Origin of the sequence: Ruminococcus sp. 1001136sp1_2201st1_G3_2201SCRN_220225, from assembly GCF_040924365.1 — a bacterium.
In the GTDB taxonomy this organism is placed as follows: Bacteria; Bacillota; Clostridia; order Lachnospirales; family Lachnospiraceae; genus Blautia_A; species Blautia_A faecis.
In genome coordinates this window covers 1-24,862 of record NZ_JBCOME010000039.1, presented here as the reverse complement: position 1 = coordinate 24,862, position 24,862 = coordinate 1, and the positions used below count along the sequence as shown (strand labels likewise).

The 24,862-nt window shown below is 43.1% G+C and carries 26 protein-coding genes and 2 tRNA genes; 20 read left to right on the top strand and 8 right to left on the bottom strand.

The genetic code is table 11. From position 1 onward, the window contains the following. Nucleotides 1–29 precede the first annotated feature (29 nt). From infA to AB5642_RS12900, 12 genes are all read left to right on the top strand, one after another. Entirely contained in the window at nucleotides 30–248 is a 219-nt protein-coding gene (infA, locus tag AB5642_RS12955; protein WP_117852566.1) for a translation initiation factor IF-1, read from the top strand. Nucleotides 249–539: 291 nt separating this feature from the next. Then, nucleotides 540–653: a 50S ribosomal protein L36 gene (gene rpmJ, locus AB5642_RS12950; RefSeq protein ID WP_003022746.1), complete on the top strand. Its 114-nt coding sequence runs from the start codon at nucleotides 540–542 to the stop codon at nucleotides 651–653. A gap of 299 nt (nucleotides 654–952) precedes the next feature. Continuing rightward, entirely contained in the window at nucleotides 953–1,321 is a 369-nt protein-coding gene (gene rpsM, locus AB5642_RS12945) for a 30S ribosomal protein S13 (protein ID WP_117852568.1), read from the top strand. A 57-nt stretch (nucleotides 1,322–1,378) separates the two neighbouring features. Beyond that, entirely contained in the window at nucleotides 1,379–1,774 is a 396-nt protein-coding gene (gene rpsK / locus AB5642_RS12940) for a 30S ribosomal protein S11 (RefSeq protein WP_148461639.1), read from the top strand. A 22-nt stretch (nucleotides 1,775–1,796) separates the two neighbouring features. After that, nucleotides 1,797–2,390 carry a 30S ribosomal protein S4 gene (rpsD, locus tag AB5642_RS12935; RefSeq protein WP_118581181.1) on the top strand — a complete coding sequence of 198 codons (594 nt, stop codon included), beginning with the start codon at nucleotides 1,797–1,799 and terminating at the stop codon, nucleotides 2,388–2,390. A gap of 54 nt (nucleotides 2,391–2,444) precedes the next feature. Next, the gene (locus tag AB5642_RS12930) at nucleotides 2,445–3,404 is read left to right on the top strand and encodes a DNA-directed RNA polymerase subunit alpha (protein WP_118581178.1); all 960 of its coding nucleotides are present in this window, start codon (nucleotides 2,445–2,447) and stop codon (nucleotides 3,402–3,404) included. A 110-nt stretch (nucleotides 3,405–3,514) separates the two neighbouring features. Further along, nucleotides 3,515–4,051: a bL17 family ribosomal protein gene (locus tag AB5642_RS12925; protein ID WP_118581175.1), complete on the top strand. Its 537-nt coding sequence runs from the start codon at nucleotides 3,515–3,517 to the stop codon at nucleotides 4,049–4,051. 83 nt (nucleotides 4,052–4,134) lie between these two features. Beyond that, complete coding sequence (locus tag AB5642_RS12920) at nucleotides 4,135–4,989, top strand: phosphatidylinositol-specific phospholipase C/glycerophosphodiester phosphodiesterase family protein (RefSeq protein WP_173718239.1); 855 nt, start codon at nucleotides 4,135–4,137, stop codon at nucleotides 4,987–4,989. 125 nt (nucleotides 4,990–5,114) lie between these two features. Further along, a complete protein-coding gene (locus AB5642_RS12915) occupies nucleotides 5,115–6,452 on the top strand; it encodes a Mur ligase family protein (RefSeq protein ID WP_118581169.1) in 1,338 nt (445 codons plus the stop codon). Further along, the gene (locus tag AB5642_RS12910; protein ID WP_173718240.1) at nucleotides 6,449–7,174 is read left to right on the top strand and encodes a type 1 glutamine amidotransferase; all 726 of its coding nucleotides are present in this window, start codon (nucleotides 6,449–6,451) and stop codon (nucleotides 7,172–7,174) included. The genes AB5642_RS12915 and AB5642_RS12910 overlap by 4 nt, the downstream gene beginning before the upstream one ends. A gap of 103 nt (nucleotides 7,175–7,277) precedes the next feature. Further along, entirely contained in the window at nucleotides 7,278–7,922 is a 645-nt protein-coding gene (locus tag AB5642_RS12905; RefSeq protein WP_173718241.1) for a WYL domain-containing protein, read from the top strand. 59 nt (nucleotides 7,923–7,981) lie between these two features. Beyond that, nucleotides 7,982–9,448: a sugar-binding protein gene (locus AB5642_RS12900; protein ID WP_173718242.1), complete on the top strand. Its 1,467-nt coding sequence runs from the start codon at nucleotides 7,982–7,984 to the stop codon at nucleotides 9,446–9,448. Nucleotides 9,449–9,551: 103 nt separating this feature from the next. On the opposite strand, the gene AB5642_RS12895 is transcribed toward AB5642_RS12900, so the two are convergent. Next, nucleotides 9,552–10,124 (bottom strand): xanthine phosphoribosyltransferase, encoded by a 573-nt coding sequence (locus AB5642_RS12895; protein WP_148461635.1) that lies wholly within the window; start codon nucleotides 10,122–10,124, stop codon nucleotides 9,552–9,554. Nucleotides 10,125–10,364: 240 nt separating this feature from the next. Here AB5642_RS12895 and AB5642_RS12890 point away from each other — a divergent pair, with 240 nt between their 5' ends. Beyond that, on the top strand, nucleotides 10,365–10,592 hold the full coding sequence (locus tag AB5642_RS12890) for a hypothetical protein (protein ID WP_118581326.1): 228 nt from the start codon (nucleotides 10,365–10,367) through the stop codon (nucleotides 10,590–10,592). An 8-nt stretch (nucleotides 10,593–10,600) separates the two neighbouring features. Here the strand turns inward: AB5642_RS12890 and AB5642_RS12885 are convergent, their stop codons facing one another. Beyond that, on the bottom strand, nucleotides 10,601–10,744 hold the full coding sequence (locus tag AB5642_RS12885; RefSeq protein WP_319017159.1) for a DUF6783 domain-containing protein: 144 nt from the start codon (nucleotides 10,742–10,744) through the stop codon (nucleotides 10,601–10,603). Here AB5642_RS12885 and AB5642_RS12880 point away from each other — a divergent pair. The 3 genes from AB5642_RS12880 to AB5642_RS12870 all read left to right on the top strand — a co-directional run bounded on the left by AB5642_RS12880 (nucleotide 10,685) and on the right by AB5642_RS12870 (nucleotide 12,197). After that, nucleotides 10,685–10,849 (top strand): DUF6783 domain-containing protein, encoded by a 165-nt coding sequence (locus AB5642_RS12880; protein WP_308768419.1) that lies wholly within the window; start codon nucleotides 10,685–10,687, stop codon nucleotides 10,847–10,849. The two genes, AB5642_RS12885 and AB5642_RS12880, sit on opposite strands and share 60 nt — an antisense overlap. Before the next feature lie 162 nt (nucleotides 10,850–11,011). Further along, nucleotides 11,012–11,341: a metal-sensing transcriptional repressor gene (locus AB5642_RS12875; protein ID WP_118581323.1), complete on the top strand. Its 330-nt coding sequence runs from the start codon at nucleotides 11,012–11,014 to the stop codon at nucleotides 11,339–11,341. A 25-nt stretch (nucleotides 11,342–11,366) separates the two neighbouring features. After that, nucleotides 11,367–12,197 (top strand): Mrp/NBP35 family ATP-binding protein, encoded by an 831-nt coding sequence (locus tag AB5642_RS12870; RefSeq protein ID WP_173718244.1) that lies wholly within the window; start codon nucleotides 11,367–11,369, stop codon nucleotides 12,195–12,197. A gap of 116 nt (nucleotides 12,198–12,313) precedes the next feature. Here the strand turns inward: AB5642_RS12870 and AB5642_RS12865 are convergent, their stop codons facing one another. Both AB5642_RS12865 and AB5642_RS12860 read right to left on the bottom strand, forming a co-directional pair. After that, on the bottom strand, nucleotides 12,314–13,402 hold the full coding sequence (locus AB5642_RS12865; protein WP_173718245.1) for a class II aldolase/adducin family protein: 1,089 nt from the start codon (nucleotides 13,400–13,402) through the stop codon (nucleotides 12,314–12,316). Nucleotides 13,403–13,480: 78 nt separating this feature from the next. After that, nucleotides 13,481–14,392, bottom strand: a complete 912-nt coding sequence (locus AB5642_RS12860) for a LysR family transcriptional regulator (protein ID WP_173718246.1) — start codon at nucleotides 14,390–14,392, stop codon at nucleotides 13,481–13,483. Between the two features lie 388 nt (nucleotides 14,393–14,780). Here AB5642_RS12860 and AB5642_RS12855 point away from each other — a divergent pair, with 388 nt between their 5' ends. From AB5642_RS12855 to AB5642_RS12845, 3 genes are all read left to right on the top strand, one after another. Further along, nucleotides 14,781–18,578, top strand: coding sequence for a phosphoribosylformylglycinamidine synthase (locus AB5642_RS12855; protein ID WP_173718247.1), 3,798 nt, complete (start codon nucleotides 14,781–14,783; stop codon nucleotides 18,576–18,578). 263 nt (nucleotides 18,579–18,841) lie between these two features. After that, on the top strand, nucleotides 18,842–19,351 hold the full coding sequence (locus tag AB5642_RS12850) for a sigma-70 family RNA polymerase sigma factor (RefSeq protein ID WP_118581320.1): 510 nt from the start codon (nucleotides 18,842–18,844) through the stop codon (nucleotides 19,349–19,351). Continuing rightward, nucleotides 19,344–20,492, top strand: coding sequence for a DUF4179 domain-containing protein (locus AB5642_RS12845; RefSeq protein ID WP_173718248.1), 1,149 nt, complete (start codon nucleotides 19,344–19,346; stop codon nucleotides 20,490–20,492). Before AB5642_RS12850 ends, AB5642_RS12845 begins: the two co-directional genes overlap by 8 nt. An 82-nt stretch (nucleotides 20,493–20,574) precedes the next feature. Here AB5642_RS12845 and AB5642_RS12840 read toward each other — a convergent pair whose 3' ends face one another. The 4 genes from AB5642_RS12840 to AB5642_RS12825 all read right to left on the bottom strand — a co-directional run bounded on the left by AB5642_RS12840 (nucleotide 20,575) and on the right by AB5642_RS12825 (nucleotide 23,219). Next, a complete protein-coding gene (locus AB5642_RS12840; protein WP_173718249.1) occupies nucleotides 20,575–22,122 on the bottom strand; it encodes a hypothetical protein in 1,548 nt (515 codons plus the stop codon). 52 nt (nucleotides 22,123–22,174) lie between these two features. After that, the gene (locus AB5642_RS12835; protein ID WP_173718250.1) at nucleotides 22,175–22,867 is read right to left on the bottom strand and encodes a hypothetical protein; all 693 of its coding nucleotides are present in this window, start codon (nucleotides 22,865–22,867) and stop codon (nucleotides 22,175–22,177) included. Between the two features lie 187 nt (nucleotides 22,868–23,054). Further along, nucleotides 23,055–23,128: transfer RNA gene (locus AB5642_RS12830), tRNA-Met, on the bottom strand. Nucleotides 23,129–23,146: 18 nt separating this feature from the next. Continuing rightward, nucleotides 23,147–23,219, bottom strand: a tRNA-Val gene (locus tag AB5642_RS12825). 445 nt (nucleotides 23,220–23,664) lie between these two features. Here AB5642_RS12825 and rhaD point away from each other — a divergent pair. Then, a complete protein-coding gene (rhaD, locus tag AB5642_RS12820) occupies nucleotides 23,665–24,498 on the top strand; it encodes a rhamnulose-1-phosphate aldolase (protein ID WP_118578371.1) in 834 nt (277 codons plus the stop codon). Nucleotides 24,499–24,862: the final 364 nt, after the last annotated feature.

Genomic DNA, 24,862 nt, shown 5'->3' with positions numbered 1-24,862 from the left:
TATCATTAAGGCGATACAGGAGGTATAAAATGTCAAAAGTAGATGTACTTGAAGTAGAAGGCACTGTTTTAGAGAAGCTGCCAAACGCAATGTTTAAAGTGGAACTTGAAAACAAACATGTTGTACTTGCTCATATCAGCGGCAAGCTGCGCATGAACTTTATTCGTATTCTTCCAGGAGACAAAGTAACAATGGAGCTTTCCCCATATGATCTTTCCAAGGGAAGAATCATCTGGCGAGATAAGTAATTCAGATTCGTTAATAGCAAATTCGGATTAATGAATATAAAACTCCTGTGCCTGAGAAAATGCTTCTATGGTACAGGAGTTTCTTCTATTATAGAAGAAACTGAACACAGAAAAAATGTTTCAAACTTCAGGAAACTAAAAAAATTAGAAAAATGTAAAAAAAATTTAAAAAACTGCTTGCATTTTGTAGACCATAATGCTACAATACAATGCGGACGCGCTTGTACGTGTGTATAACTGCGCCCTAAACTGCAGATTTTAATGCTATATTTTACGGAAGGAGGATTTCCAGTGAAAGTAAGATCATCTGTAAAACCGATCTGCGAGAAATGCAAGGTCATTAAGAGAAAAGGTTCTATCAGAATTATCTGTGAGAATCCAAAGCACAAACAGCGTCAGGGTTGATTGATCCATTGTTTGTGAATGCGGCTGTAGGTGAAACACCCGGATGGGTTGTATCATCTGACATATAATGAACTAAGCATGTATTGCCTAATACCGGAGGCAACGTTGGCCCGTTGGCCGCAAATTTCGGAAAGGCTGCGAATCGCCAAAAGCAGCTGGGTGTTATACCGAGGCACCCCAATTAGGAACTAAGAATTAAGAAAGAGTGCGTATGGATGCATCCCATTTCACCTTGTATCTGATACAAGTGATGTACGAAGACGCAGAACTTTCAGTAAAGAAAATGGAGGAAACAGTACATGGCTCGTATAGCTGGTGTAGACTTACCAAGAGAGAAAAGAATCGAAATCGGTCTTACCTATATTTATGGTATCGGAAGACCAAGTGCAGACAAAATCCTTGCTCAGGCAAATGTAAATCCTGACACACGTGTCAGAGACCTGACTGATGATGAAGTTAAGAGACTTCAGGCTGTCATTGATGAGACAATGATGGTAGAAGGTGATCTTCGTAGAGAAATCGCCCTGAACATTAAGAGACTGCAGGAAATCGGATGCTACAGAGGAATCCGTCATCGTAAAGGACTTCCGGTTCGTGGTCAGAAGACCAAGACCAATGCTAGAACACGCAAGGGTCCGAAGAGAACAGTAGCAAATAAGAAGAAATAATTCAGTATCCTAACTATAAATTTTGATTGATTAAGGAAAGCGTAGGTTAGTTTTAAAATGGCAAAAACAACTAAAAAAACGACAACAAAACGTCGTGTCAAGAAAAACGTTGAACACGGACAGGCACATATCCAGTCTTCTTTTAACAACACAATTGTTACTCTGACTGACAACGAAGGAAACGCTCTTTCATGGGCAAGTGCCGGCGGTCTGGGATTTAGAGGTTCAAGGAAATCTACTCCTTATGCAGCACAGATGGCAGCTGAGACTGCAACAAAGGCTGCTTTAATTCATGGATTAAAAACAGTAGACGTAATGGTTAAAGGACCAGGATCAGGTCGTGAGGCTGCTATCCGTGCCCTTCAGGCATGCGGTCTTGAAGTAACAAGTATCCGTGACGTAACTCCGGTTCCGCACAACGGATGCCGTCCACCAAAACGTAGAAGAGTCTAATTGAATTAGGAGGTAAGCCAAGATGGCAGTAGATAGAACACCGGTCCTGAAAAGATGTAGATCCCTTGGAATGGATCCAATTTATTTAGGAATTGATAAAAAATCCACAAGACAGTTAAAACGTGCAAACCGTAAAGTATCTGAGTACGGTCTTCAGTTAAAAGAAAAACAGAAAGCAAAATTCATTTATGGCGTTCTGGAGAAACCTTTCCGTAACTACTACAAGAAAGCCGACAGAATGAAAGGTCAGACTGGTGAGAACCTGATGATCATGCTTGAGACAAGACTTGACAATGTTCTTTTCCGTATGGGATTTGCAAGAACAAGAAAAGAAGCTCGTCAGATCGTTGACCACAAGCACGTTCTTGTAAACGGAAAATGCGTTAACATTCCTTCTTATCTCGTAAAAGCTGGCGACAGCATCGAGATCAAAGAGAAATGCAAAGGTTCTGAGAGATACAAAGGAATCCTTGAGGTAACAGGCGGAAGACTTGTTCCGAACTGGCTTGAGGCTGACCAGGAGAATCTTAAGGGCGTTGTAAAAGAGCTTCCTACAAGAGAAGAAATTGACGTTCCTGTAAACGAGATGCTTATCGTCGAGTTGTACTCCAAATAATGAGCCCTGATAATACCCTCAATTGCATACAACCCAGAAGGAGGGAAATTTATAGTGTTTGATTTTAATAAACCAAAAATCGAAATTACCGAGATATCTGAAGATAAAAAATTTGGAAGATTCGTTGTAGAACCTCTTGAAAGAGGTTACGGTACTACACTTGGCAATTCTCTTAGAAGAATTATGCTGTCCTCCCTGCCGGGAGCTGCAGTAAGTCAGGTTAAGATCGATGGTGTTCTTCATGAATTCAGCTCCATCCCTGGAGTAAAAGAAGACGTGACAGAGATCATCATGAATCTTAAGAGTCTTGCAATTAAGAATAACAGTGCTGACAATGAGCCGAAGACCGCATACATTGAGTGTGAGGGCAAAGGTGTTGTGACAGCTGCTGATATTCAGGCAGATCAGGATATCGAGATCATGAATCCGGATCAGGTAATCGCTACCTTAAACGGTGGTAAGGATTGCAGACTTGCAATGGAACTTACCATTACAAAAGGCCGCGGATATGTGAGTGCGGATAAGGGCAAATCAGATGACATGCCAATCGGTGTAATTGCAGTTGATGCAATCTACAGCCCGGTTGAGAGAGTCAATATGGTTGTGCAGAATACACGTGTGGGTCAGGTTACAGACTTTGATAAACTGACACTTGATGTATACACAAACGGCACGCTGGATCCTGATGAGGCAGTAAGCCTTGCAGCAAAGGTATTAAGCGAGCATTTAAGCCTTTTCATTGACCTTTCCGAGAATGCAAAGACCGCTGAGGTTATGATCGAGAAAGAAGACAATGAGAAAGAGAAAGTTCTTGAAATGAGCATTGATGAGCTTGAGCTTTCAGTTCGTTCTTACAACTGTCTGAAGAGAGCAGGCATCAATACTGTTGAGGAGCTTTGCAATAAGACTTCTGACGACATGATGAAAGTACGTAACCTTGGACGTAAGTCTTTAGAGGAAGTACTTGCCAAGTTGAAAGAGCTGGGCTTACAGCTTCAGCCAACAGAAGAGTAAGATAACCATAAAGGTATCGCGTAAGATTATTACAGTGGGGATTTGCTAAGCAGCAGCCCAGTAAGACCGAACAAGCGTGGACTGCTGTCCCACAGATGGAGGAAAATTAAATGGCAAAATATAGAAAATTAAGCAGAACAGCTGACCAGAGAAAAGCTCTGTTAAGAAACCAGGTTACAAATCTGTTATACAATGGAAAAATTGTTACAACAGAAGCTAAAGCTAAAGAGATCCGTAAGATCGCTGAAGGCCTTGTAGCTATGGCTGTTCGCGAGAAAGACAACTTTGAGACTGTTACTGTAACAGCTAAAGTTGCAAGAAAAGACGCTGAAGGCAAGAGAGTGAAAGAAGTTGTAGACGGTAAGAAGAAAACTGTTTACGATGAAGTTGAGAAGCAGATCACAAAAGATGCTCCATCCAGACTTCACGCTCGTCGTCAGATGATGAAAGTGTTCTACCCGGTTAAAGAAGTTCCGGCTAAGGGCGCTGGCAAGAAGAAAAACACCAAAGATGTAGATATGGTTAAGAAGATGTTCGAGGAAATCGCACCAAAATACGCTAACCGTAACGGTGGATACACCAGAATCGTTAAGATTGGACAGCGTAAAGGTGATGGCGCTATGGAAGTGCTCATCGAGCTGGTTTAATCCGAAACAGAATTACTGATCATAAGAAAAGAGATATTTACGTTTCGTAGATATCTCTTTTTTCTTAATTTAGGGATACCAATGTGAGAAAGTTACTTTTATTAATAGAAATTTGTTTGTTAGCCTGGCTTTTGACAGGCTCCGTCCGGTACGAAGCGAAAAAAGAAATTCCAGTGAATACACCGGAATTTGACTGGGAAAATTACAATATTATAACGCATGCTCTGGGTGGGATTGACGGTCTCACATACTTAAATTCCAGAGAAAGCTTTATCAATTATTATGATAAAGGCTGCCGCCTGTTTGAGGTGGATCTGACGCAGACCAGTGATGGAGTATGGGTGTGCCGCCATAACTGGAAAGAGTCTCTTGGACAATGGGAAGGAGAAGAACGAAAAGTTCTATCCTCAGAAGAATTTTTAAATACGCCTATATATGGGAAATACACCCCTATGACCTTTGAAGACCTTCTGAAACTGCTGGACGAATATCCGGATGCATTTGTAATGATAGATTCCAAACAATATTCTGTCCGCAATTACCAGCGTACTCTTGAGGATTATGCACAGTACAGGGAAATCTCTATAAAAGCTGGCATCGAGCATACGCTTAAACAGATCATCCCGGAAATATACAATTCAGCCATGTATCCTGGAACAGCACTTTTGTATAAATTTCCTGCATATATCTATTCTCTGTGGCAGGAATATACCACAGAAGAATTGAACGATATTGCAGAATTCTGTCAAACCAATAAAATCATGGCTGTAACCATTTATCGTGACTACTGGTCCGAAGAAGTGCAGAAAATTTTTGACGAACGGGACATTTTGGTATATATTTATACCATAAATGACAAAGAGGAAGCCAGAAGATATCTGGCGAATGGGGCGCAAGGTGTCTGTACAGATGTACTGATCACAGATAACTTGAATTAAGCTGCACTGTCTAATTATATAACATACGAAAATAATACTTGAAAAGGACTGCCATTCATTGGCTCATTCATAATTGCTTTTTGAGCTTTACCCTGTGAATAGTAGTGAAAAAGGATTAAATACACATGAAAATCAGAACAATGGCTGCTGTTTTTGCAGCGAAATCTGCAGGCTTTATCTGCAGGAAAATGGGACGCCAGGGAGTGACCTGGGCGGGCAAGATCGCATTAAAGATCAATCCTGATATCCTGGAAGATCTTTCTTCTCAGGTGCGGAAGAAAATATTTGTAACCTGTGGAACCAACGGTAAGACAACCACCAACAACATGCTCTGCGCAGCCCTTGAAAATGAAGGGCAGAAAGTAGTCTGCAATCACACCGGTTCTAACATGTTAAACGGCGTTGTAGCAGCTTTTGTGCTGGCTGCCGGACCTACAGGCAGGCTGGATGCAGATTACGCCTGCATTGAGGTAGACGAGGCTTCTACCCGCCATGTATTTCCAGGCCTGAAGCCGGACTACATGCTTCTGACTAATTTGTTCCGCGACCAGCTGGACCGCTACGGTGAAATTGATATTACCATGAACATTCTGGAAGAGATGATCCGCACAGTACCGAAAATGCAGGTAATCGTAAATGCGGATGATGCGCTTTCGGCGTATCTTGCTATGGACAGCGGCAATCCGTATATCACATACGGAATCAGTAAGCCTGTCCAGAAGAGTGCGGCAAACGAGATACGGGAAGGACGTTTTTGTAAAAAGTGTGGTGCCAGGCTGGAATACAGTTTTTACCACTATAGTCAGCTGGGGGATTACAAGTGCCCATCCTGTGGCTTTGCAAGACCGGAAATCAAATATGATGCCCATGATGTAAAGGTTGGTGACCAACTGTCCTTTCAGGTGGAGGATAAGCACCTTACAGCCAATTACAAAGGCTTTTATAATGTATATAATATTCTGGCTGCTTATGCCGGGCTGCGTACAGCTGGATTTTCCGGAGAGCATTTCCAGAATATGCTTCAGAAATTTAATCCGGAAAATGGTCGTATGGAACAGTTCCGTATTAAAGGCACTGGTGTTATGCTGAACCTTGCAAAGAATCCTGCCGGTTTTAACCAGAATATTTCCGCAGTTATGCAGGATAAAACACAGAAAGATATTATTATCACCATCAACGACAATGCACAGGATGGAACAGATATTTCCTGGCTCTGGGATGTGGATTTTGACCTTCTGGGCGATGCAAGCATTCATTCCATTACAGTCAGCGGTATCCGCTGCCAGGATATGCGCCTCCGGATGAAATATGTGGACATTCCGGTTATGCTTGAGGAAAATGTGGAAACAGCGATCCGAAAAAGAATTGAAGACGGCGTAGGCAATCTCTACGTTCTGGTAAACTACACTGCATTATTCAGCACTCATAATATTCTTAAGAAAATGGAGGGAGAAAAGGAATGAAACTGACAATCGGACATTTATATCCTGATCTCCTGAACCTGTATGGAGACAGAGGAAATATCCAGTGCCTTATGAGACGCTGCCAGTGGCGTGGAATTGAGGCAGAGACCATTGCTTTTGAACTGGGTGACAAGATTGATTTTTCCAGACTGGATATTGTGCTACTGGGCGGTGGTTCCGACAGGGAGCAGATGCTGGTTTGTGAGAAACTGAAGGAAATTCAGCCGGATTTTAAGAAATATGTGGAAGATGGAGGCGTAGTTATCGCTATCTGCGGTGGTTACCAGCTTCTTGGAAAATATTATAAGACAGATCAGGGAACCATTACAGGGCTTGACCTGGTAGATCTTTACACCGAACAGGGAGAGGGACGTCTGATCAGCAATATTGTGCTGAAAAGCGACCTTTTTGATATGCCTGTGGTTGGATTTGAGAACCATGGAGGAAGAACCTGTATTAATAACTGCAAGCCTCTGGGAAAAGTACTCTATGGATCTGGAAATGATGGAAAAACAGGCTATGAGGGTGTGGTTTACAAGAATGTGATCGGAACTTACCTTCACGGTCCGCTTCTTCCCAAGAACCCGCAGCTGGCAGACTGGCTGATCGCACATGCTCTTGAGCAGAAATATGGAAAAGAAGTCCGGCTTGCGCCACTGGATGATACAGAAGAGAAGGCAGCAAATGATTACGTATATCATCGTTTTGTAAAAGAGAACTGATACAAACAAGCTCCATAGCCTGTTTGAAAAATTATTCCTGCCTTGCAGAAAGCCTTTTTCAAACACGCTCTGGATATGTACAGATAAAAATAAGGGGAACGATATGGCAAAAGGAATCAATCAAAAAGGGAAAATCCTTTATCTTGAAAAAATACTGAGAGAGACCAGTGAAACACATCCGTGCACTATGCAGGAAATTATTGGAAGACTTCAGGAAAACGGAGTCAGTGCTGAGCGAAAAAGTATTTATGACGATATGGAAGTGCTGAGAAGCTTTGGCATGGACATTAAGTTTAAAAGAGGAAAGTATACCGGATATTATGTTGCCGGAGAAGCTGACTCAGAGAGCGTAAATACATCCACTACAGAAAAGGAGAGTGGAAATCCGGAAGACTCTGCAAAAAACAGTGCTGGAGCAGAGACTGAAGGCAGTGCATTTTCCAGCGAGCCTCACAAAAAAGCGAAAAATTCCTGGCTGCTTCCACCGTCAGATTCTGAGGAGGATAAACCGGTGAAGCTTCTTTGCAGAAATAAGAAAAAGAAAGAAATTATGGCAGCACTTGGAAATTATGCCCAGTACAAGGAGAAAGAAGAGGATACTTTCGTTGCTGCAGTGCAGGTGGATGAGACCTCTGAGTTTTACGGATGGCTTACAGGCATGGGGAAAGATGTAATCCTTATGAAGCCTAAGAAGTCAGTTCAGGCTTACCGTGATTATCTGAAGGGAATCCTGAAAGAATATAAGTAAGAATATTTTTCGAAAACGATGTACTAGAATGATATTAAGTTACATAGAAAGGGATTTTTATGAAAAAGCAAATTGCAGGACTTCTTACCGGACTTCTGGTGTGCAGTGCTTTTCTCACAGGCTGCGGTAAAAATGAAGCCGCCGAGGCTGTAAAAGAGAGCGTTGAGGACGAAAATGAGGGCACTGGAGACACGAAGGACGCTGACAGCAAAAAGGATACGAATAAAAAGTCCGATAAACAGGACAGTGATAAAAAGGACGAAAATTCAGAAGAAAGTGAGACAACGGAAGAACCGGAGGAAGACCTTGATAAGGTGGGGGTGCTGCTTCCGGAAGAGGGAGAGGATATCAACAGCAGTCTGGAGCGTACAGAACTGAAATCACGTCTGGAAGAGGCCGGTTATGAAGCTGCTATGTATTTTGCCGGGGACGATTCTGACACCCAGGCAGAACAGATCCGGGAGCTTCTTCAGGATGAGAAACTGAAAGCACTGGTAATTTCACCTGTTGATCCATATGGTCTTACAGATGTACTGGAAGAGGCTTCCGAGCTCTCGATTCCGGTGATTGACTATGACAATCTGATCATGGATACGCCCAACGTGAAATATTTTGTCACTTTTAATATGCGTGCAATTGGAAAAGAGATTGCCAAAAATATTGTAGAGAAAGAAGAACTGGATAAAGTCCGGGAAGACAGAGGCGTTCGTACCATAGAGTTTCTTATGGGCTCTCCGGATGATGACGATTCGTTATTCCTGTTTAACGGAATAATGGAGGTGCTGCAGGAGTATATTGACGATGGTACACTGATCTGCCGTTCCGGCCGTGTGACTTTTGATGAAACCAGCATTATGGATCAGAATACAGATACTGCGAAGAAGCAGCTGAAATCTGAGATAGACGAATTTTATTCTCTGGAGAAAACTCCGGATATTATCTGCACTGCTTCTGATGATTTTGCGCTGGCGGCTCTGGAGTTTCTGGAAAAAGAGCAGCTCCAGCCTGGTGATGAGAACTGGCCTCTGATCACAGGTGTAAATGCAGATGCAGATGCTGTTAAAAGTGTGGCAGAAGAAAAAATCGGTTTTACAGTCATGCTGGATCGCCGTGATCTGGCAGAAGGCCTGACGAAGCTGGTGGAAACCTACCTGAATGGGGATGACGTTGATATCAATAATTATTCCCAGTATGATAATGGTGTGAAGATTATTGGAACGGTTACTTGTGATGGAAAGCTGATTGATAAGGATAATTATCAGATTCTTGTGGATAATGGATTCTATCAGGCAGAAATGATCGCGCCGGAAGCCTCTCCTACGCCTGTACCAGAGGAAATAAGTCCGACACCGGAAGTGACAGTGACGCCGGAGGCGAGTCTTACACCGGAAGGTGGTGAATCTGGGAAAAAGAGCCAGGTAACCCCAAAGGATGAGCCTGAAGTGAGCACGGAAGAAGTTCCGGCTGTAAAGGATGGAGAAAACCAGGAGAGTAATAGCAAGCTGCAGAGTAGTGGAAAAGCATAAAACGGAAGTAAAATGAAAATACGTAAGTAAAATAAAAAATACGTAAGTAAAATAAAAATACCAGTAATCGTTTGATGATTACTGGTATTTTTGCTCCTAAAAATTAATCGCGGAAGGTCAGGGAATCATCTGTCATGGAATCAATGATAGCCAGAGATTCCAGACGGACACCCATATCGCGGATCTGCTGTCCGCCGTGCTGGAAGCCCTTCTCGATTACGATTCCGGCACCTTCGAGAGTAGCTCCGGATTTCTTTACAATATCGATCAGTCCGAGAAGAGCACAGCCATTTGCAAGGAAATCATCAATAAGAAGTACGTGATCCTCCGGACCAAGGAACTTTTTGGAAATAATAACATCATAAACTTTCTTATGGGTAAAGGATTCAATCTTGGTGCAGTACATCTCGCCGTCCAGGTTTACACTCTGGGATTTCTTGGCAAATACTACAGGAACATGAAAATACTGTGCTGCAATACAGGCAATGCCAATACCGGAAGCTTCAATAGTGAGGATTTTGGTGATGGGGCAGTCTGAGAAACGCGCCTTAAACTCCTTACCAATCTCATTGATCAGGTCAATGTCCATCTGGTGGTTCAGGAAACTGTCTACCTTTAATATATTGCCTGGTTTCACAACGCCATCTTTAAGAATACGTTCTTTTAAAAGCTGCATGGCTATATCTCCTTTTCGCTTCATGTCGTTTCGATTTTAGTATTTCTATGATACGACATTCTCTGAAGAAGTTCAATTATTTTTGACAAAAAAGTACAAAATATCTATAATGAAATTAATTTATGGAAAAAGGATTAGCTTTATTGTGAAAAACATCTGCAGTCAGCCGGATAAACAGTAACGCAAATGCGGGAGATGACAAAGGAGCAGATAGTTTTACAAAAAAGAGCAGGTGAGAATATGAAAGAGTATGAAGTAATCTGGGAAATTTTCAATAAATGTCCAAGGAACCAGATGAGGGATGTATTTGTGGACGAGGTGGAAATTGAAGATCCTGAGGAATATGTGAAGAATAAATTTAAGGGAAAAGAAGTAACCTATGAGAAGACGGTTCTGGAAGATGGCACCATCATATTTGACATCCAGACCTCCCAGATCAAACAGAGATGTTCCTTTACGGAAATATAAGCTGCAGGTCACGAAGCGGATTTTAAGCTACTGCTTACAACAACGACCTTAGAGCATGTTTGAAAAAGGCTTTCCGCAAGATGTGCGTTACAATTTGTGGGAGATTTTGTCCGGATGAGGGCGCCGTAGCGGGCTACGGCAACCGAATTCAGACAAAATATACCGCAAAGTGGGGCGTGCAGATTGCGGGAATGATTTTTCAAACAGGCTCTAAGGCATATTTTTTAATACAATCATCAGAAATAGTGCATATTTAAGGGAAGTATGTTATAATAAACGGACGTGCTTCAAAAGAATTACACCAGTCAGAAACCATCCACAGAACACTGTTGGATATGCGAAATGGTTGGCAAATACAGGAGGATGACATGATAGAAGAACAGTTAGAGAACCACCTGCATGAAGGCGAGGAAGAGCATATGCATACCCATGTTCTGGAAGATGGCACCACTGTCATGCATTCCCATGGAGAACACGGACATCACCACAGTCATGCACAGACCAAGGCTGTACTGAACCGGCTTTCCCGTGCAATCGGGCACCTGGAATCCATCAAACGTATGGTGGAAGACGGCCGGGATTGCAGCGAAGTGCTAATCCAGCTTTCCGCAGTGAAATCTGCTATTAATAATACAGGCAAGATTATTTTACAGGATCACATTGAACACTGTATTGTGGATGCGGTAGAGCATGGAGACAAGGACGCCATCAAGGAACTGGAACGTGCAATTGACAGGTTTATGAAATAAATAAGGAAAAAGGAGATAGATAAAAATGGCAAAAGAATGTGACAGCAAGACTTGCGACAAATCAAGCTGTGAAGGCTGTGCCAGCAAGAAAAATCCGCAGAGCATGCAGGCCGCAATGAATGCAATGTCCAATGTAAAGCATGTGATCGGTATTGTAAGTGGTAAAGGCGGCGTTGGAAAATCCTTCGTGACAGCATCTCTTGCAAACAGAATGGCAAAGAAAGGCTATAAAGTAGGAATCCTTGACGCAGACATTACCGGACCATCCATACCGAAAATGTACGGCCTGAAAGGTGCTGCCCAGGCAAACGACAGCGGTATTTTCCCTATGGAGACCCAAAATGGAATCAAGGTTATGTCCATTAACCTGCTTCTTCCAACTGAGGACACTCCGGTAATCTGGCGGGGACCGATCCTTGGCAACATGGTAAAACAGTTCTGGACAGATGTTATCTGGGGTGATGTAGATTACCTGTTCGTAGATATGCCACCAGGAACAGGAGACGTTCCGCTGACTGTATTCCAGTCCCTTCCGATTCAGGGAATCGTGATCGTAACCTCTCCACAGGATCTTGTAAGCATGATCGTGAAGAAGGCATACAATATGGCTGGAATGATGAAGGTGCCGGTTCTGGGCCTTGTAGAGAACTACAGTTATGTGAAATGTCCAGACTGCGGCAAAGAACTGAAAGTATTTGGCGAAAGCCACATTGACGAGATTGCCGCATCCCTGAATGTTCCGGTTCTTGGCAAAATGCCAATCGACCCGGCCTATGCAGCCAAGGTTGACGAGGGCGCCTTTGATGAGATCGATAATCCGTATATTGAAGCAGCAGATGGGGTTCTGCCACAGTAAGAGGTTGAGAGCACTATAGAAAATCACACAAATTGTGGCGAACATTTTGCAAAAAAAGATTCTGTGTAAAAACAAGATTGTAACATCCTGTTTTTACCAGAATCTTTTTCTTTTCTTTATTTCTTACTGCGGTAAGCCTCTGCTTCCCAATGGGTAATGAAATAAGTGATCTCATCTGTCATCTGAAGCGGACCGCCGAAGCTTTCTGCATAGACAGCAAGCTTGATGGCATCCTTAGCCAGAAGCTGTGCCTTGGCAGCTTTCCCCTTGTCATCTTCCATAATAAATGCACCAACGCCCTGAACCAGGATCAGTCTTGGTTCTTTATCATTTTCAGCCATAAATGTATCCAGTGCTTCTTTTGCCTGATCAATGTTTTCAACAAATAAAGGATATGGACCGCAATATACAATGTGATCAGGGGTGAATGGTTTCAGAAGCGGTGCGGCAGCTTCTTTATTTTTTACAAAATTATCTGCTTCAGCAGCCGGTACAATCTCTACAGCATGTCCGAGCAGCTGGGAAAGCTTCTGTGCAGCAGCTTCTTTTGCCGGGGTAACAGCATCACTGACGTCAGCTGTTCGTTTTACCTGTTTTTCAAGGGTGGAGATCACGCCATCAAATAAAACACCAATCTCTTCTACGGTATTTGCAGCTACGAAAATACCATGATTCTGAAGCAGAAGAACCTGCACATCTTTTCCAAATTCTTCTTTGTAAGCGTTCATTTTCTCATAACAGATACGTGCAAGTGTGTATCCTGGTTTACAGATGTCGATCCAGAGAACCTCTTTACCAAGGAGCTGCTCGGAAAGTGCCTTTGCGCCATTGCCGCATGTCAGACCATTTACAAGAGTAGGATGAACATGCAGTACATAGGTATATGCAAATAAATTGTGGAGTAATGCTTCCACGCTTGGACGCTTGGTCTTATCTGCATCTGTTACTGCCGCCATTACATCTGCAAGATAGGCAGCTTCACGCTCTGTGTCATTTCCCGGATACTCTGTTTTCATAATCTCATTGAGACGGGCGCGGCTCATCTCAACGAATTCCTCTGCCTTAATGGTGGCAAGCTGTGTACCGGAGCCCTTTACATACAGTGTGGTTTCATCTTTGACAGAAGTATTTCCACCGCCTGCAAGAACGTAAGCAGGATTGCTTCCGTAAGTGTTTGACATTTTTACCAAAGTTGAAAGATCCATAAAATTTAATACCTCCCATTGTTTTTTTCATACATCTACATTGTACATGATATGGTAATATTTAGCTATCAAAATATGCTAAAAAGAAGTAGTTTTTGTGCTTTTTGATGAAAAATAGTCAAAAAACTTCTGGGCAGCCTGGGATAAAGGAAGGCTTTCGTGATATACAAGGGCTAATTGTCTGGGTGGAAGCTGCTGCTTCAGGCTGACCTCTATCAGAGCGGTTTCCTGTCCACGTAAAGAAGCCAGCATGTAATCCGGAACACAGGCAATTCCAAGACCAATGCGTGCCAGATCAATAAGCAGATCATTGCTGTTAAGCTCAACCTCCGGAATCAGATTCTGTCTGTGGGATGCAAAAAACTGATGAAGATATTCACTTGTTGTGCTTTTGGACGAAAGGGTGAGAAGAGGATATTCCATCAGCTTCTTTATTTCCAGGGCTTTTCCTTCAAGTGGAAAGAAGTCCGGATTGGCAACAAAAATATCCCGAAATTCTTTTACCATCTGTACTTTTGTGTGTGCGGTAAGCCGGGAATTGGGAAGATTGCTTACGATCAGGTCCACCTGACGGTTTTCCAGAAGCTCCACGCAGCCCATGGAGGTGCTGTTTGTGACCTTGATCCGCACTCCGGGATAATCCTGATGAAAGCGCTTCAGGTAGTCAATCAGAAAGTACCGGCAGATGGTATCGCTTGCCCCTATCCGAAGCTGCCCCTGAAGTCTGTCTTCCTCAAGAAGCTGTGCCTCTCCCTGGGAAAGCATTTCCAGGGCCGGTTTGACATGCTGGAAAAGTATTTCTCCCTCAGGGGTAAGGGAAACCTTCTTGGTGCTTCGGAAAAACAGTTCCCGTCCCAGCTTTTTTTCCAGAGCCTTGATTCCCTGGCTTACTGCAGACTGGGAAATGAACAGCTGGCGGGAGGCTTCAGAGAAGCTTAAGGTGGTGGCAACGTAGTAAAAGCATTTGTATAATTCAAGATTGATATCCATATATAAATCCTCCAAAATCAAACTCGTTACTGTCCACTCCGTGACCAGTAACACGCTTCGCGATGCACAGAAATCACGCATTCGCATGATTTCGCGCTGCAATTCTCGGGTTTTCTGTGAACTTTGTTCACAAAAAACACCTCGCGGAATATTGTCAGTGAACAGTAACTCAAACTCTGCTATGACTGATGAGCCATGTTTATTTACATATAGAAGTAATAGTAATAAAAAATATAAGATATATTAATTTTACTTATGACAAAACCTATGATACTATAATAAACGAAAATGTGCAAGAATGGCTGCAGTTTTGCGCAGTCATCCATATTTTTTCAAAATGAAAAAGCACACCACACTATGATTTCACATTCACGAAAGGAGTTTTCCAATGAGTAACGTAAGACGAGTATACGTAGAAAAGAAACCATCCTTTGCCGTAAAAGCCAAAGAACTGAAGCATGAGATCAGCTCTTATCTGGGCATTCAGACTGTAACAAACGTGCGGGAACTGATCCGCTATGACGTAGAGAATATTTCTGATGATGTATTTGAGAAAGCATGCCATACCGTATTTGCCGAGCCGCCGGTAGATGATCTTTACCTGGAGAAATTCGAGGCAGCAGATGGCGCACATGTTTTTTCTGTAGAATTCCTTCCTGGCCAGTTTGACCAGAGAGCAGATTCCGCTGTACAGTGCGTGCAGTTCCTGGACGAAAATGCACAGCCAATCATCCGTTCTGCCACTACTTATGTGATCGAAGGTGACATTACAGAGGAAGAATTCGAGGCAATCAAGAATCACTGCATTAACCCTGTAGATTCCCGTGAGACAGGTCTTCAGAAGCCGGAGACACTGGTTACAGAGTTCAAGGACCCGGAAGATGTTAAGATTTTCGATGGCTTCCGCGATATGGATGAAGCACCATTGAAGGAACTTTACAGCTCCCTGAACCTTGCTATGACATTCAAGGATTTCCTTCATATCCAGAACTATTTCAAGAACGAGGAGAAACGTGATCCGTCCATGACCGAGATTCGTGTTCTGGATACTTACTGGTCTGACCATTGCCGTCATACTACATTCTCCACTGAGCTTACACAGGTGAAATTTGATGAGGGTGATTATAAAACTCCTATCGTTGATACCTATAACAGATATCTTTCCGACAGAGAAGTCCTTTATAAGGGACGAGACGACAAATTCGTCTGCCTGATGGATCTTGCTCTTATGGCTATGAAGAAACTGAAATCCGAAGGCAAGCTTCAGGATCAGGAAGAGTCCGACGAGATCAATGCCTGCAGTATTGTAGTGCCGGTTGATGTAAATGGAAAAGAAGAGGAATGGCTGATCAACTTTAAGAATGAGACACACAACCATCCGACAGAAATCGAGCCATTTGGTGGCGCAGCTACCTGCCTTGGCGGTGCAATCCGTGACCCGCTTTCCGGACGTACTTATGTATATCAGGCAATGCGTGTAACAGGAGCAGCAGATCCTACTGTTTCCGTAAAAGAGACTCTGAAGGGCAAGCTTCCGCAGAAGAAACTGGTTCGTGGTGCAGCTCACGGCTACAGCTCCTACGGTAACCAGATCGGTCTTGCTACCGGCTATGTAAAAGAAATCTATCATCCGAACTACGTTGCAAAACGTATGGAGATCGGTGCAGTTATGGGTGCTGCTCCAAGACGTGCAGTTATTCGTGAGAATTCTGATCCGGGAGATATCATCATCCTTCTTGGAGGACGTACCGGACGTGACGGTATCGGTGGTGCTACCGGTTCCTCCAAGGTACATACAGAGGCTTCTATCGAGGTCTGCGGCGCTGAGGTACAGAAAGGAAATGCACCTACAGAGCGTAAGATCCAGCGTATGTTCCGTCGTGAGGAAGTCAGCTATATCATTAAGAAATGTAACGACTTCGGTGCAGGCGGTGTATCCGTAGCAATCGGAGAGCTGGCACCTGGTCTTCAGATCGACTTGGACAAAGTTCCGAAGAAATATGCAGGTCTTGACGGTACTGAGATCGCAATTTCCGAGTCCCAGGAACGTATGGCAGTTGTTGTTGCTCCGGAAGACGTAGAGAAATTCCTTGGCTTTGCAAACGAAGAGAACCTGGAAGCAGTTCCGGTTGCTGTTGTAACAAAAGAGCCAAGACTGGTGCTTTCCTGGAGAGGAAAGGAGATTGTAAATATTTCCCGTGCATTCCTTGATACCAACGGTGCACATCAGGAGACAACTGTAGAAGTTGAAATTCCGAATAAAGAGGGCAACCTTTTTGAAGAGCGTCCGGACGTAGCCGATGTGAGAGAAAAATGGCTCTCCACACTGGCAGACTTAAATGTATGCTCCCAGAAGGGCCTTGTAGAGATGTTTGACAGCTCCATTGGTGCAGGAAGCGTTCTGATGCCTTATGGAGGTAAAAATCAGCTTACAGAGACTCAGGCAATGGTTGCCAAGGTACCGGTACAGAATGGAACTACCAATACAGTAACCATGATGAGCTATGGCTTTGATCCATACTTATCTTCCTGGAGCCCATATCACGGAGCTGCTTATGCAGTGACAGAATCTGTTGCAAGAATCGTGGCAGCAGGCGGTGATTATAAGAAGATCCGTTTCACCTTCCAGGAATACTTCCGTCGTATGACAGAGGATCCAAAGAGATGGAGCCAGCCATTTGCAGCACTTCTTGGTGCTTATGCAGCACAGATGGGATTCGGTCTTCCGTCTATCGGTGGTAAGGACAGTATGTCCGGAACCTTCAATGACATTGATGTTCCGCCAACACTGGTTTCCTTTGCAGTGGATGTTGCCAAGCTTCAGGATGTGATCACACCAGAGCTGAAAAAGGCTGGAAATAAACTGGTATGGCTTCGTGCACCCAAGGATCAGTACGATTTACCAGACTATACAGGCATTATGGAGCAGTATGAGAAGCTTCACAATGATATGCAGGCTGGAAAAGTGGTTTCCGCTTATGCACTTGACCGTCACGGTATTGCTGCAGCTGTCAGCAAGATGGCATTTGGAAATGCAATGGGCGTGAAGATTGAGCATAGCCTGGATACAAGAGACTTCTTTGCACCAGGCTTCGGCGATCTGGTTCTGGAAGTTCCGGCTGAAAAGGTTGGTCAGCTTTCCATCACATACACCGTGATCGGTGAAGTAACAGCTGATGGTAAATTCTCCTACGGAAACGCTGAGATCACTCTGGATGAGGCTTACAAGGCATGGACAGGCACTCTGGAGAAAGTATTCAAGACAACCTCCGGCGAAGAAAATGACGGACCAGTTGCCATGGCTGTAAAGACAGCAGATCCAGAAGCAACCTATGAGAATGGTGTTTACAATACTAAGAACATTTATGTTTGCAAGCATAAAGTAGCAAAACCACGTGTATTCATTCCTGTATTCCCGGGAACAAACTGTGAGTACGACAGTACAAAGGCATTCGAGAGAGCCGGAGCTGAGGTAGACGTTAAGGTATTTAAGAACTTAAGTGCAGAGGATATCCGTGATTCTGTGGAAATATTTGAGAAATCCATTGATCAGGCACAGATGATCATGTTCCCAGGCGGTTTCTCCGCTGGTGATGAGCCAGACGGTTCTGCGAAATTCTTTGCAACTGCCTTCCAGAATGCAAAGATCAAAGAGGCAGTTATGAAGCTGTTAAATGAGAGAGATGGTCTTGCACTTGGTATCTGTAACGGATTCCAGGCGCTGATCAAGCTGGGACTTGTTCCATACGGTGAGATCTGCGGACAGAAAGAGGATTCTCCTACACTGACCTATAACACCATCGGACGTCATATTTCCAAGATGGTTTACACAAAGGTTGTAAGCAACAAGTCTCCATGGTTGCAGAAAGCCACACTTGGCGGTGTATACTGCAACCCGGCTTCCCACGGTGAGGGACGCTTCGTAGCAAACGATGAATGGCTTGCTAAGCTCCTTGCAAACGGTCAGGTAGCTACCCAGTATGTAAATCCAAACGGAGAGCTGGATCAGTCCGAAGAATCCAATATCAACGGATCTACCTATAACATTGAGGGTATCACAAGCCCGGATGGACGTGTTCTCGGTAAGATGGCACATAGCGAGCGCCGCGACAATGGCGTTGCAATCAACATCTATGGACAGCAGGATATTCAGATCTTTGAGTCCGGTGTTGAGTACTTCAAATAAAACGTTGCAAATAAAACGTTAAAAAAGAAATATCCTGGTAAGTACAAAGCTTTTTCCGCATTGTAACTTATCCAGGATATTTTTTGTATCTTCATTACTTTGATTTTCGTCATCGCAGATGCATTGCCATCAATATAGTTCTTGCGCTATATTTAATAATTTTAATGAAATATTTTCCAGGCTATTTCCATCTAATGTATGTAAAAGGAAATACAGCAATTAATTTCGTGTACTGCAGAACACAAAAAGGAGCGAAAAACCTTATGGAAAATTTGGTGAAAAAGGCAAAATCCGGAGATTCCGGTGCATTTGCACAGCTCATCCGGATGAATACCCAGAGCATGTATAAAGTAGCCTGGGCCTATCTGAAGAATGACGAAGATGTGGCAGATGCCATACAGGAAACGATTTTAAAGTGTTATGAGAAGCTTTCCACTTTAAAAAAGGATTCTTACTTCAAAACCTGGATGATTCGGATTCTGATCAATAACTGCAATGAAATGCTTCGGCATAAAGGCCGTGTTTTTCCTACGATGGAAATGGAAGAGGGAATCTTCGAGGAATCAGGCTATGTAGATTGTGAGTGGAAGGAAATCCTGGCATCCCTGGAAGAGAAGTACCAGGTGGTGATGCTTTTGTATTACAGCAAATCCCTTAGTGTAAAGGAAATTGCCGCTCTTCTGGAAATCAGCCAGAATACAGTGCTTACAAGGCTCTCCAGAGCCAGAAAACAGCTTCGTGCAGAGTATGAAGGAGGATATATTCATGGATGATAAATTGTTTGATGTTTTTTCAGAAGAAACAGAAGTGCCGGAATGTGTGCGCAGGCGTGTAGATGAGACATTGGAAATGATAGAGAATTCGGCAGAGTCCGATAGAGGGTATCAGAAAGAAGAAAAAACGGGAAAAGTAATAAATGGCACTGACAGAATGGGAAAAATTGGTACACGGAAAAACTGGAAGCGCAGTTTAATCCTGACATTTGCGGCAGTGATGGCATTTGGTGCCACTGTTTTTGCAGCAGAGAAGTATATAGGAATTTCCGGATTTTTCCAGGAAGTTGGAAATAAGTTGCCGGAAGAAGCCAAGGGGATGATTGAAAAAGATCCGGTGCAGCAGGAAGATGGCGATTCCATTCTCACTTACACCGTGAAGGAAGCCCTATGTGATAAGAACAGCGTCCAGGTGGTGATGGAAGTCACAGCGAAAGAAAGAGGCAAGTATCTTCTGGCAGGACAAGATACCATGAATGAGGATCCTGTAAGAAATCTTGGAATTGAAAGTGACAAGACAATAGGAGAATATGCCGCAGAAAAAGGGCTGATCATAGTAAAGGTTGGAGCCAGCTTTGATTTTGATTCAGATCTTGGCATTGAAACAGCAGTGGGAGATTATCGAAATCTGGAAGATGATGTAGTAGATTTCTATTCTTCCGCGGTAAAGACAAATGAGAGTAAGAATCTTACCGTTTCCTGCATTGGAACTGCCACGCTTCCTGATGCTAAGTGCGTTGATGATGTGATGCGTACAAATATTACTTTTCAGCTGGAAGATAAGAGCCAGGGGAAAAACATGACCTATGTGCCTGTGGATGGTGAAGGGATAACTGCAGATGGAAAAGTAAAGATCCTGTCCGCAGATATAGAAGAAACAGAAGTGGGCGATTACGTCACAATCCATTGCATCTTCTTAGAAGAGTGCGACAGTATTTCCCTTGACGTAATGGATCTGAATGGAAATCTGTGGCAGCTTTCCGACCTTGGCGGTGGTTCAGAGGTGGCAGAGGTTGGAAAAGAAGCCACCTTCCAGAGAAGCTATCAGAAAACGGACCTTGCCGACGAAATCGGAATACGGGGATATGACTATGAAACGAATACCACGTATGAGCCGGTAAAAATGAAGCTTAAGAAATAGAATAATCGAAAAAAGTCCCCATTCACTGTTTTTTGCAATTAAAACAGTGGGATGGGGACTTATTTGATTTGTTAAATTAAGATTATCCGAACTTTCGCATATTGCTCAGATCGGAAAAATCAATCATTTTGATTTCTTCAATGTTGCCGGTTGAGCCCATTGGGCAAACGGCGTAGTTTCGCGTCTCATTTCCTATAGTAAGCTTTACCACATAATGCCATATGGACCATGATGGAGAGCCAACCGGATAATCACCAAAGCAATAATGAATATCATCAAATCCACCGACTAATTCAGCGAACTCACCGAGAACTGACGGTGATGTGCTAGAGTTCCAACGGTAAGTTACAAAAAATGGCTCATTGGGATCTGCTGCCAGATCGACTGTATGATCGTTATATCTGGTTAAATATTTAAAGCGGCCTGGTTCTCTGAGGTAGGCACTTATAGCGTCCATCTTTTCAAAAGGAGTCATATCAGCAGTTGTAGTTTTGTTAATAATGTCAATCAGCCATGCGTTTTCTGCCTGATCATAATCCAGAACATTTAATGTCACTGTATTTGCAACCGTATAACCTGATAATGAATATTCCCTGAATTCTACAGTGTAGGTTCCTGCTTCGAAAAATTTCACGTATTTGATATAACCGCCTTTTACTTTCTCTAATGAAGTAGTTTCTGAGTCATTGTTTTCTAAAGGAATATCATCAAAGAAACGAGATGAACCACTTCTGTATGCGCTGGTCCGCGAGTCATTTCCATTAAAAATCAAGGAAAAAGAGTTCGGATCCGGATTGTCTGTCTTTATAAAAAGAGGTTTGAGACAATCGGTGTAAATATCTGCCTTCTGTTTGTCCAGACCGTAAATTTCATATGTATATTTAGCTGGTGCATTTTCTTTTTGGTCGTGTGCAGGCAGATCAGCTTTGGGAATCGGTGTGGGTGTAGGAACCGGTGTGGATGTAGGCGTTGGTGTAGGTGTAGGGGTTGCACTTTGGTGGGTACTGTTTGTCTCTCTGTTTGTTGTGCAATGGCCTGTAGAAGACCATTTGGAATAGTATTTTTTTCCTTTAACGGTCATGTAAGTGCGGGTTTGCATATAATATGTAGTCCCGGCACGGAGGCCATTGAGAAAAATTGTGTTGTTTTTGTTACCTTTGACTGTTATAGTTTTTGCATTTTTTAGTTTTGAATTAGTGGCATAGCGCAGCTGGTAACCACTGGTCTGGGAGGTTTGTCTTTTTACTACTACAGTTGCAGCTGCTGTTTTTGCATAGATATTCATTATCTGGGCTTTCGGCGGTAAAATAACAAACTGTTTTTTAGCAGTGCCGGTATAAGTGCCTTTTCCAATAATCTGAACCGTGTAAGTTCCTACTTTTTTGCAGCCTTTAGAGTACTTTACAATATAGTTTTTCTTTTCCTTCAAGACTTTTCCTTTATAAGTTACTCTTACTTTTGGACGCTGTACCTTTTTATTATAAGTAAGCTTTGTGGCTGATAATTTAATCCTGGTATTTTTCACATTTACCCTTGCTGCGGCAAATACCTGGCTTGAACTGCAAAACAGAAGCAGTAAAATGATGAGGCAGAGGTGAATCTGCCGGTGTAGATGATGATTTTTTTTCATGGCTTTTTACTCCTTTTATATGATAAGTTTATTGGGTTTTGTAAAAATATAACTATTTATGACCAGACCGTAGCAGCCATTTCTGGTCAATCTTTTTTACCTCATCATCTGCAAACCGGATATGCAGCCGGACGGAATTGGACAGTTGTACGATTTCCTCTACAGTACCTTCCCCAAATTTGGGATGAGTTACCACATCGTTTACCTGGAATTTTATTTCGCTATGTTTGGCGCTTTTGTAGGCCTGTTCACGGCGGTAGGTGTCCCGGATGGGAACTGTCTTGTCGTGAATAGGGTTTTTCAGAGCTTTGTCATAATCGTGCTTCAGAAGGCTTTCTCCGATTCTATAATAGGGAGTAGGCGCGGCGCCCACAAGAGAACAGCAGTATTTCCAGGCGCTCCCGTGTTTCCCGGCTTGCCAGTTGTACTGCGCCGGTATTTTCATATTGTACTGCATATAATGGGCGTATTCGTGCTTATAAAGATCCAGGCGATCCTCTTTGGAAAGAGGCTTCTTTACGGCATAACCAATAAACAGAAGGGAAAAATAGAAGCCTTCCTTTTCATGAGAAGAAGCAGGTGTATAAGAGCCAAGTACAGCCTCATCGTAACCAAAGCGGATAGGCACAGAAGCTCCACGAAGCCCAAACCTGCGGTCAAGAGTCTGGAACAAAGCGCGGATCTGAGCTTCGTGGATGGTAGCTTCATTATCAAGAAGTTTACGGATAGATGGGTCAATATTCATGCAGTTACTCCTTTAAAAATTATTAACTGGAAAAAATACATGCCAAGTTTTATGGCGTTTGACTTGAAAACTCCCACTGACAGATCGCGAAGCGACTGCGTTCATGAGCAAGTAGCGAAGCGGACATTCCAGGTCCGCTTCGCTGATAGATAAAAAAAATAGATGCTGCAATCTGCAACATCTATAATAGCGAGAGGGGGATTCGAACCCTCGACACCGCGGGTATGAACCGCGTGCTCTAGCCAACTGAGCTATCTCGCCATATTCATTTCATAAGTATGGGGCCTACAGGGCTCGAACCTGTGACCCTCTGCTTGTAAGGCAGATGCTCTCCCAGCTGAGCTAAGACCCCATATACAAACTGTGAAATTTATTTCTCTCCCGCAGCTCGCTTTGCTATTATACTATCAACTGTCGCAAATTGTCAACAACTTTTTTTACTTTTTTTCAAAAAATTTAGAATTATATTTTTTTACTATTTTATTGGAAAAAAAGGCTCTAGAAACAGAAATTTTTATTTTGGGTCCTTATTTGCAAAAAGCGGAAAACAATTTGGCAAGTAAGGTTCTTTCCAAAATGAGAATTGGTGTTATACTGAGTCTGTAAACAAGAAGAGCAAACAAAAGCATACCGGATACCTGTAAGAAGAAAAAGAACGGACGCAGCGTATTCGTATGGTCTCATAAGAAAGGGCTCACAAACACGCCCTGAGACCATAATTGCGATCAGCTGACAATTGTTTTTCCTATTAGGAAACGTCAGTTGGCGATACGAAAAATAAAAGAGGAGAAGATGGTATGAAGATTTTAGATTCCAAATTTATGAAGGGCTTTATCAAAATGGCGGACGATGGTTTCCAGCAGGGCTGGCATGAGAGAAACGGTGGAAACTTAAGCTATCGTCTGAAAGCAGAAGAAGTAGAAATGATCCGTCCCCGTCTGAATGCACCAGGCGAGTGGCAGCCTATCGGCACAGAGGTGCCGGGACTTGCAGGAGAGTTTTTCCTGGTAACCGGAAGTGGCAAATATTTCAGAAACATAGCAGTTGACCCGGAAGCCTGTCTTGCAATCATTGAACTGGATGACAAGGGTGTTAATTACAGGATCCGCTGGGGACTGGTAGAAGGCGGCCGCCCAACCAGCGAGCTTCCAACCCACCTTATGAATCATGAGGTAAAAAAGAAGCTTACAAACGGCAGACATCGTGTTATTTATCACGCACATACAACCAACACCATCGCATTAACCTTTGTCCTTCCACTGGACGACAAGGTATTTACAAGAGAGCTGTGGGAGTCTGCAACAGAATGCCCGGTTGTTTTCCCGGATGGCGTAGGCGTTGTAGGCTGGATGGTACCAGGCGGAAGAGAAATTGCAGTAAAAACAGCTGAGCTGATGAAGAAATATGACGTTGTTATCTGGGCACATCATGGAATGTTCTGCTCCGGTGAGGACTTTGACCTGACCTTTGGCCTTCTCCATACAGTAGAGAAGTCTGCGGAAATCCTGGTGAAGGTAATGTCCATGGCACCGCGTAAGCTTCAGACCATTACTCCTGATGATTTCCGCGCAGTAGCCAAAGACTTTCATGTTACTTTACCGGAAGAATTTCTTTATGAAAAAGAGCAGTAAGTAAATTAATATAATAATGTGAGATCTGTCTGTGATGAGAAAATTCACAGGCAGATTTTTTACTTTAGAGGAAATCAATTTTAATAAATGTTTATAAAATATGAAAAAATTGCTGTCAAGCGTTTTTGAAAATGTCCTAAAATAATTGAAGTATTAGCCCCGGCTTTTTGCTGGGGCTTGTTATATTGATGTGCTTCATTCCTCAGGCAATTTTTGTATCTTGATCATTCTGGTGGTGTTCTTGCTGTTTGACAAATTTTCCAAACTGTTGACGACGCCAGGGGTGGTTCATTGGTGGAATGCGGGGCTTCTTTGGTTTTGGCGGAGTATAGTCTATATCTAAGTCTTTTGATTTTGTTTCGTG

Coding starts and splice junctions, on each gene's coding strand:
- AB5642_RS12840 (WP_173718249.1), bottom strand. CDS start 22,122: ATGAAAAAAAATCATCATCTACACCGGCAGATTCACCTCTGCCTCATC.
- AB5642_RS12905 (WP_173718241.1), top strand. CDS start 7,278: ATGGCAAAAGGAATCAATCAAAAAGGGAAAATCCTTTATCTTGAAAAA.
- AB5642_RS12860 (WP_173718246.1), bottom strand. CDS start 14,392: ATGGATATCAATCTTGAATTATACAAATGCTTTTACTACGTTGCCACC.
- AB5642_RS12890 (WP_118581326.1), top strand. CDS start 10,365: ATGAAAGAGTATGAAGTAATCTGGGAAATTTTCAATAAATGTCCAAGG.
- rpsK (WP_148461639.1), top strand. CDS start 1,379: ATGGCAAAAACAACTAAAAAAACGACAACAAAACGTCGTGTCAAGAAA.
- AB5642_RS12865 (WP_173718245.1), bottom strand. CDS start 13,402: ATGGATCTTTCAACTTTGGTAAAAATGTCAAACACTTACGGAAGCAAT.
- AB5642_RS12895 (WP_148461635.1), bottom strand. CDS start 10,124: ATGCAGCTTTTAAAAGAACGTATTCTTAAAGATGGCGTTGTGAAACCA.
- AB5642_RS12850 (WP_118581320.1), top strand. CDS start 18,842: ATGGAAAATTTGGTGAAAAAGGCAAAATCCGGAGATTCCGGTGCATTT.
- AB5642_RS12875 (WP_118581323.1), top strand. CDS start 11,012: ATGCATACCCATGTTCTGGAAGATGGCACCACTGTCATGCATTCCCAT.
- rhaD (WP_118578371.1), top strand. CDS start 23,665: ATGAAGATTTTAGATTCCAAATTTATGAAGGGCTTTATCAAAATGGCG.
- rpsM (WP_117852568.1), top strand. CDS start 953: ATGGCTCGTATAGCTGGTGTAGACTTACCAAGAGAGAAAAGAATCGAA.
- rpsD (WP_118581181.1), top strand. CDS start 1,797: ATGGCAGTAGATAGAACACCGGTCCTGAAAAGATGTAGATCCCTTGGA.
- AB5642_RS12835 (WP_173718250.1), bottom strand. CDS start 22,867: ATGAATATTGACCCATCTATCCGTAAACTTCTTGATAATGAAGCTACC.
- infA (WP_117852566.1), top strand. CDS start 30: ATGTCAAAAGTAGATGTACTTGAAGTAGAAGGCACTGTTTTAGAGAAG.
- AB5642_RS12910 (WP_173718240.1), top strand. CDS start 6,449: ATGAAACTGACAATCGGACATTTATATCCTGATCTCCTGAACCTGTAT.
- AB5642_RS12855 (WP_173718247.1), top strand. CDS start 14,781: ATGAGTAACGTAAGACGAGTATACGTAGAAAAGAAACCATCCTTTGCC.
- AB5642_RS12925 (WP_118581175.1), top strand. CDS start 3,515: ATGGCAAAATATAGAAAATTAAGCAGAACAGCTGACCAGAGAAAAGCT.
- AB5642_RS12870 (WP_173718244.1), top strand. CDS start 11,367: ATGGCAAAAGAATGTGACAGCAAGACTTGCGACAAATCAAGCTGTGAA.
- AB5642_RS12915 (WP_118581169.1), top strand. CDS start 5,115: ATGAAAATCAGAACAATGGCTGCTGTTTTTGCAGCGAAATCTGCAGGC.
- AB5642_RS12845 (WP_173718248.1), top strand. CDS start 19,344: ATGGATGATAAATTGTTTGATGTTTTTTCAGAAGAAACAGAAGTGCCG.
- AB5642_RS12900 (WP_173718242.1), top strand. CDS start 7,982: ATGAAAAAGCAAATTGCAGGACTTCTTACCGGACTTCTGGTGTGCAGT.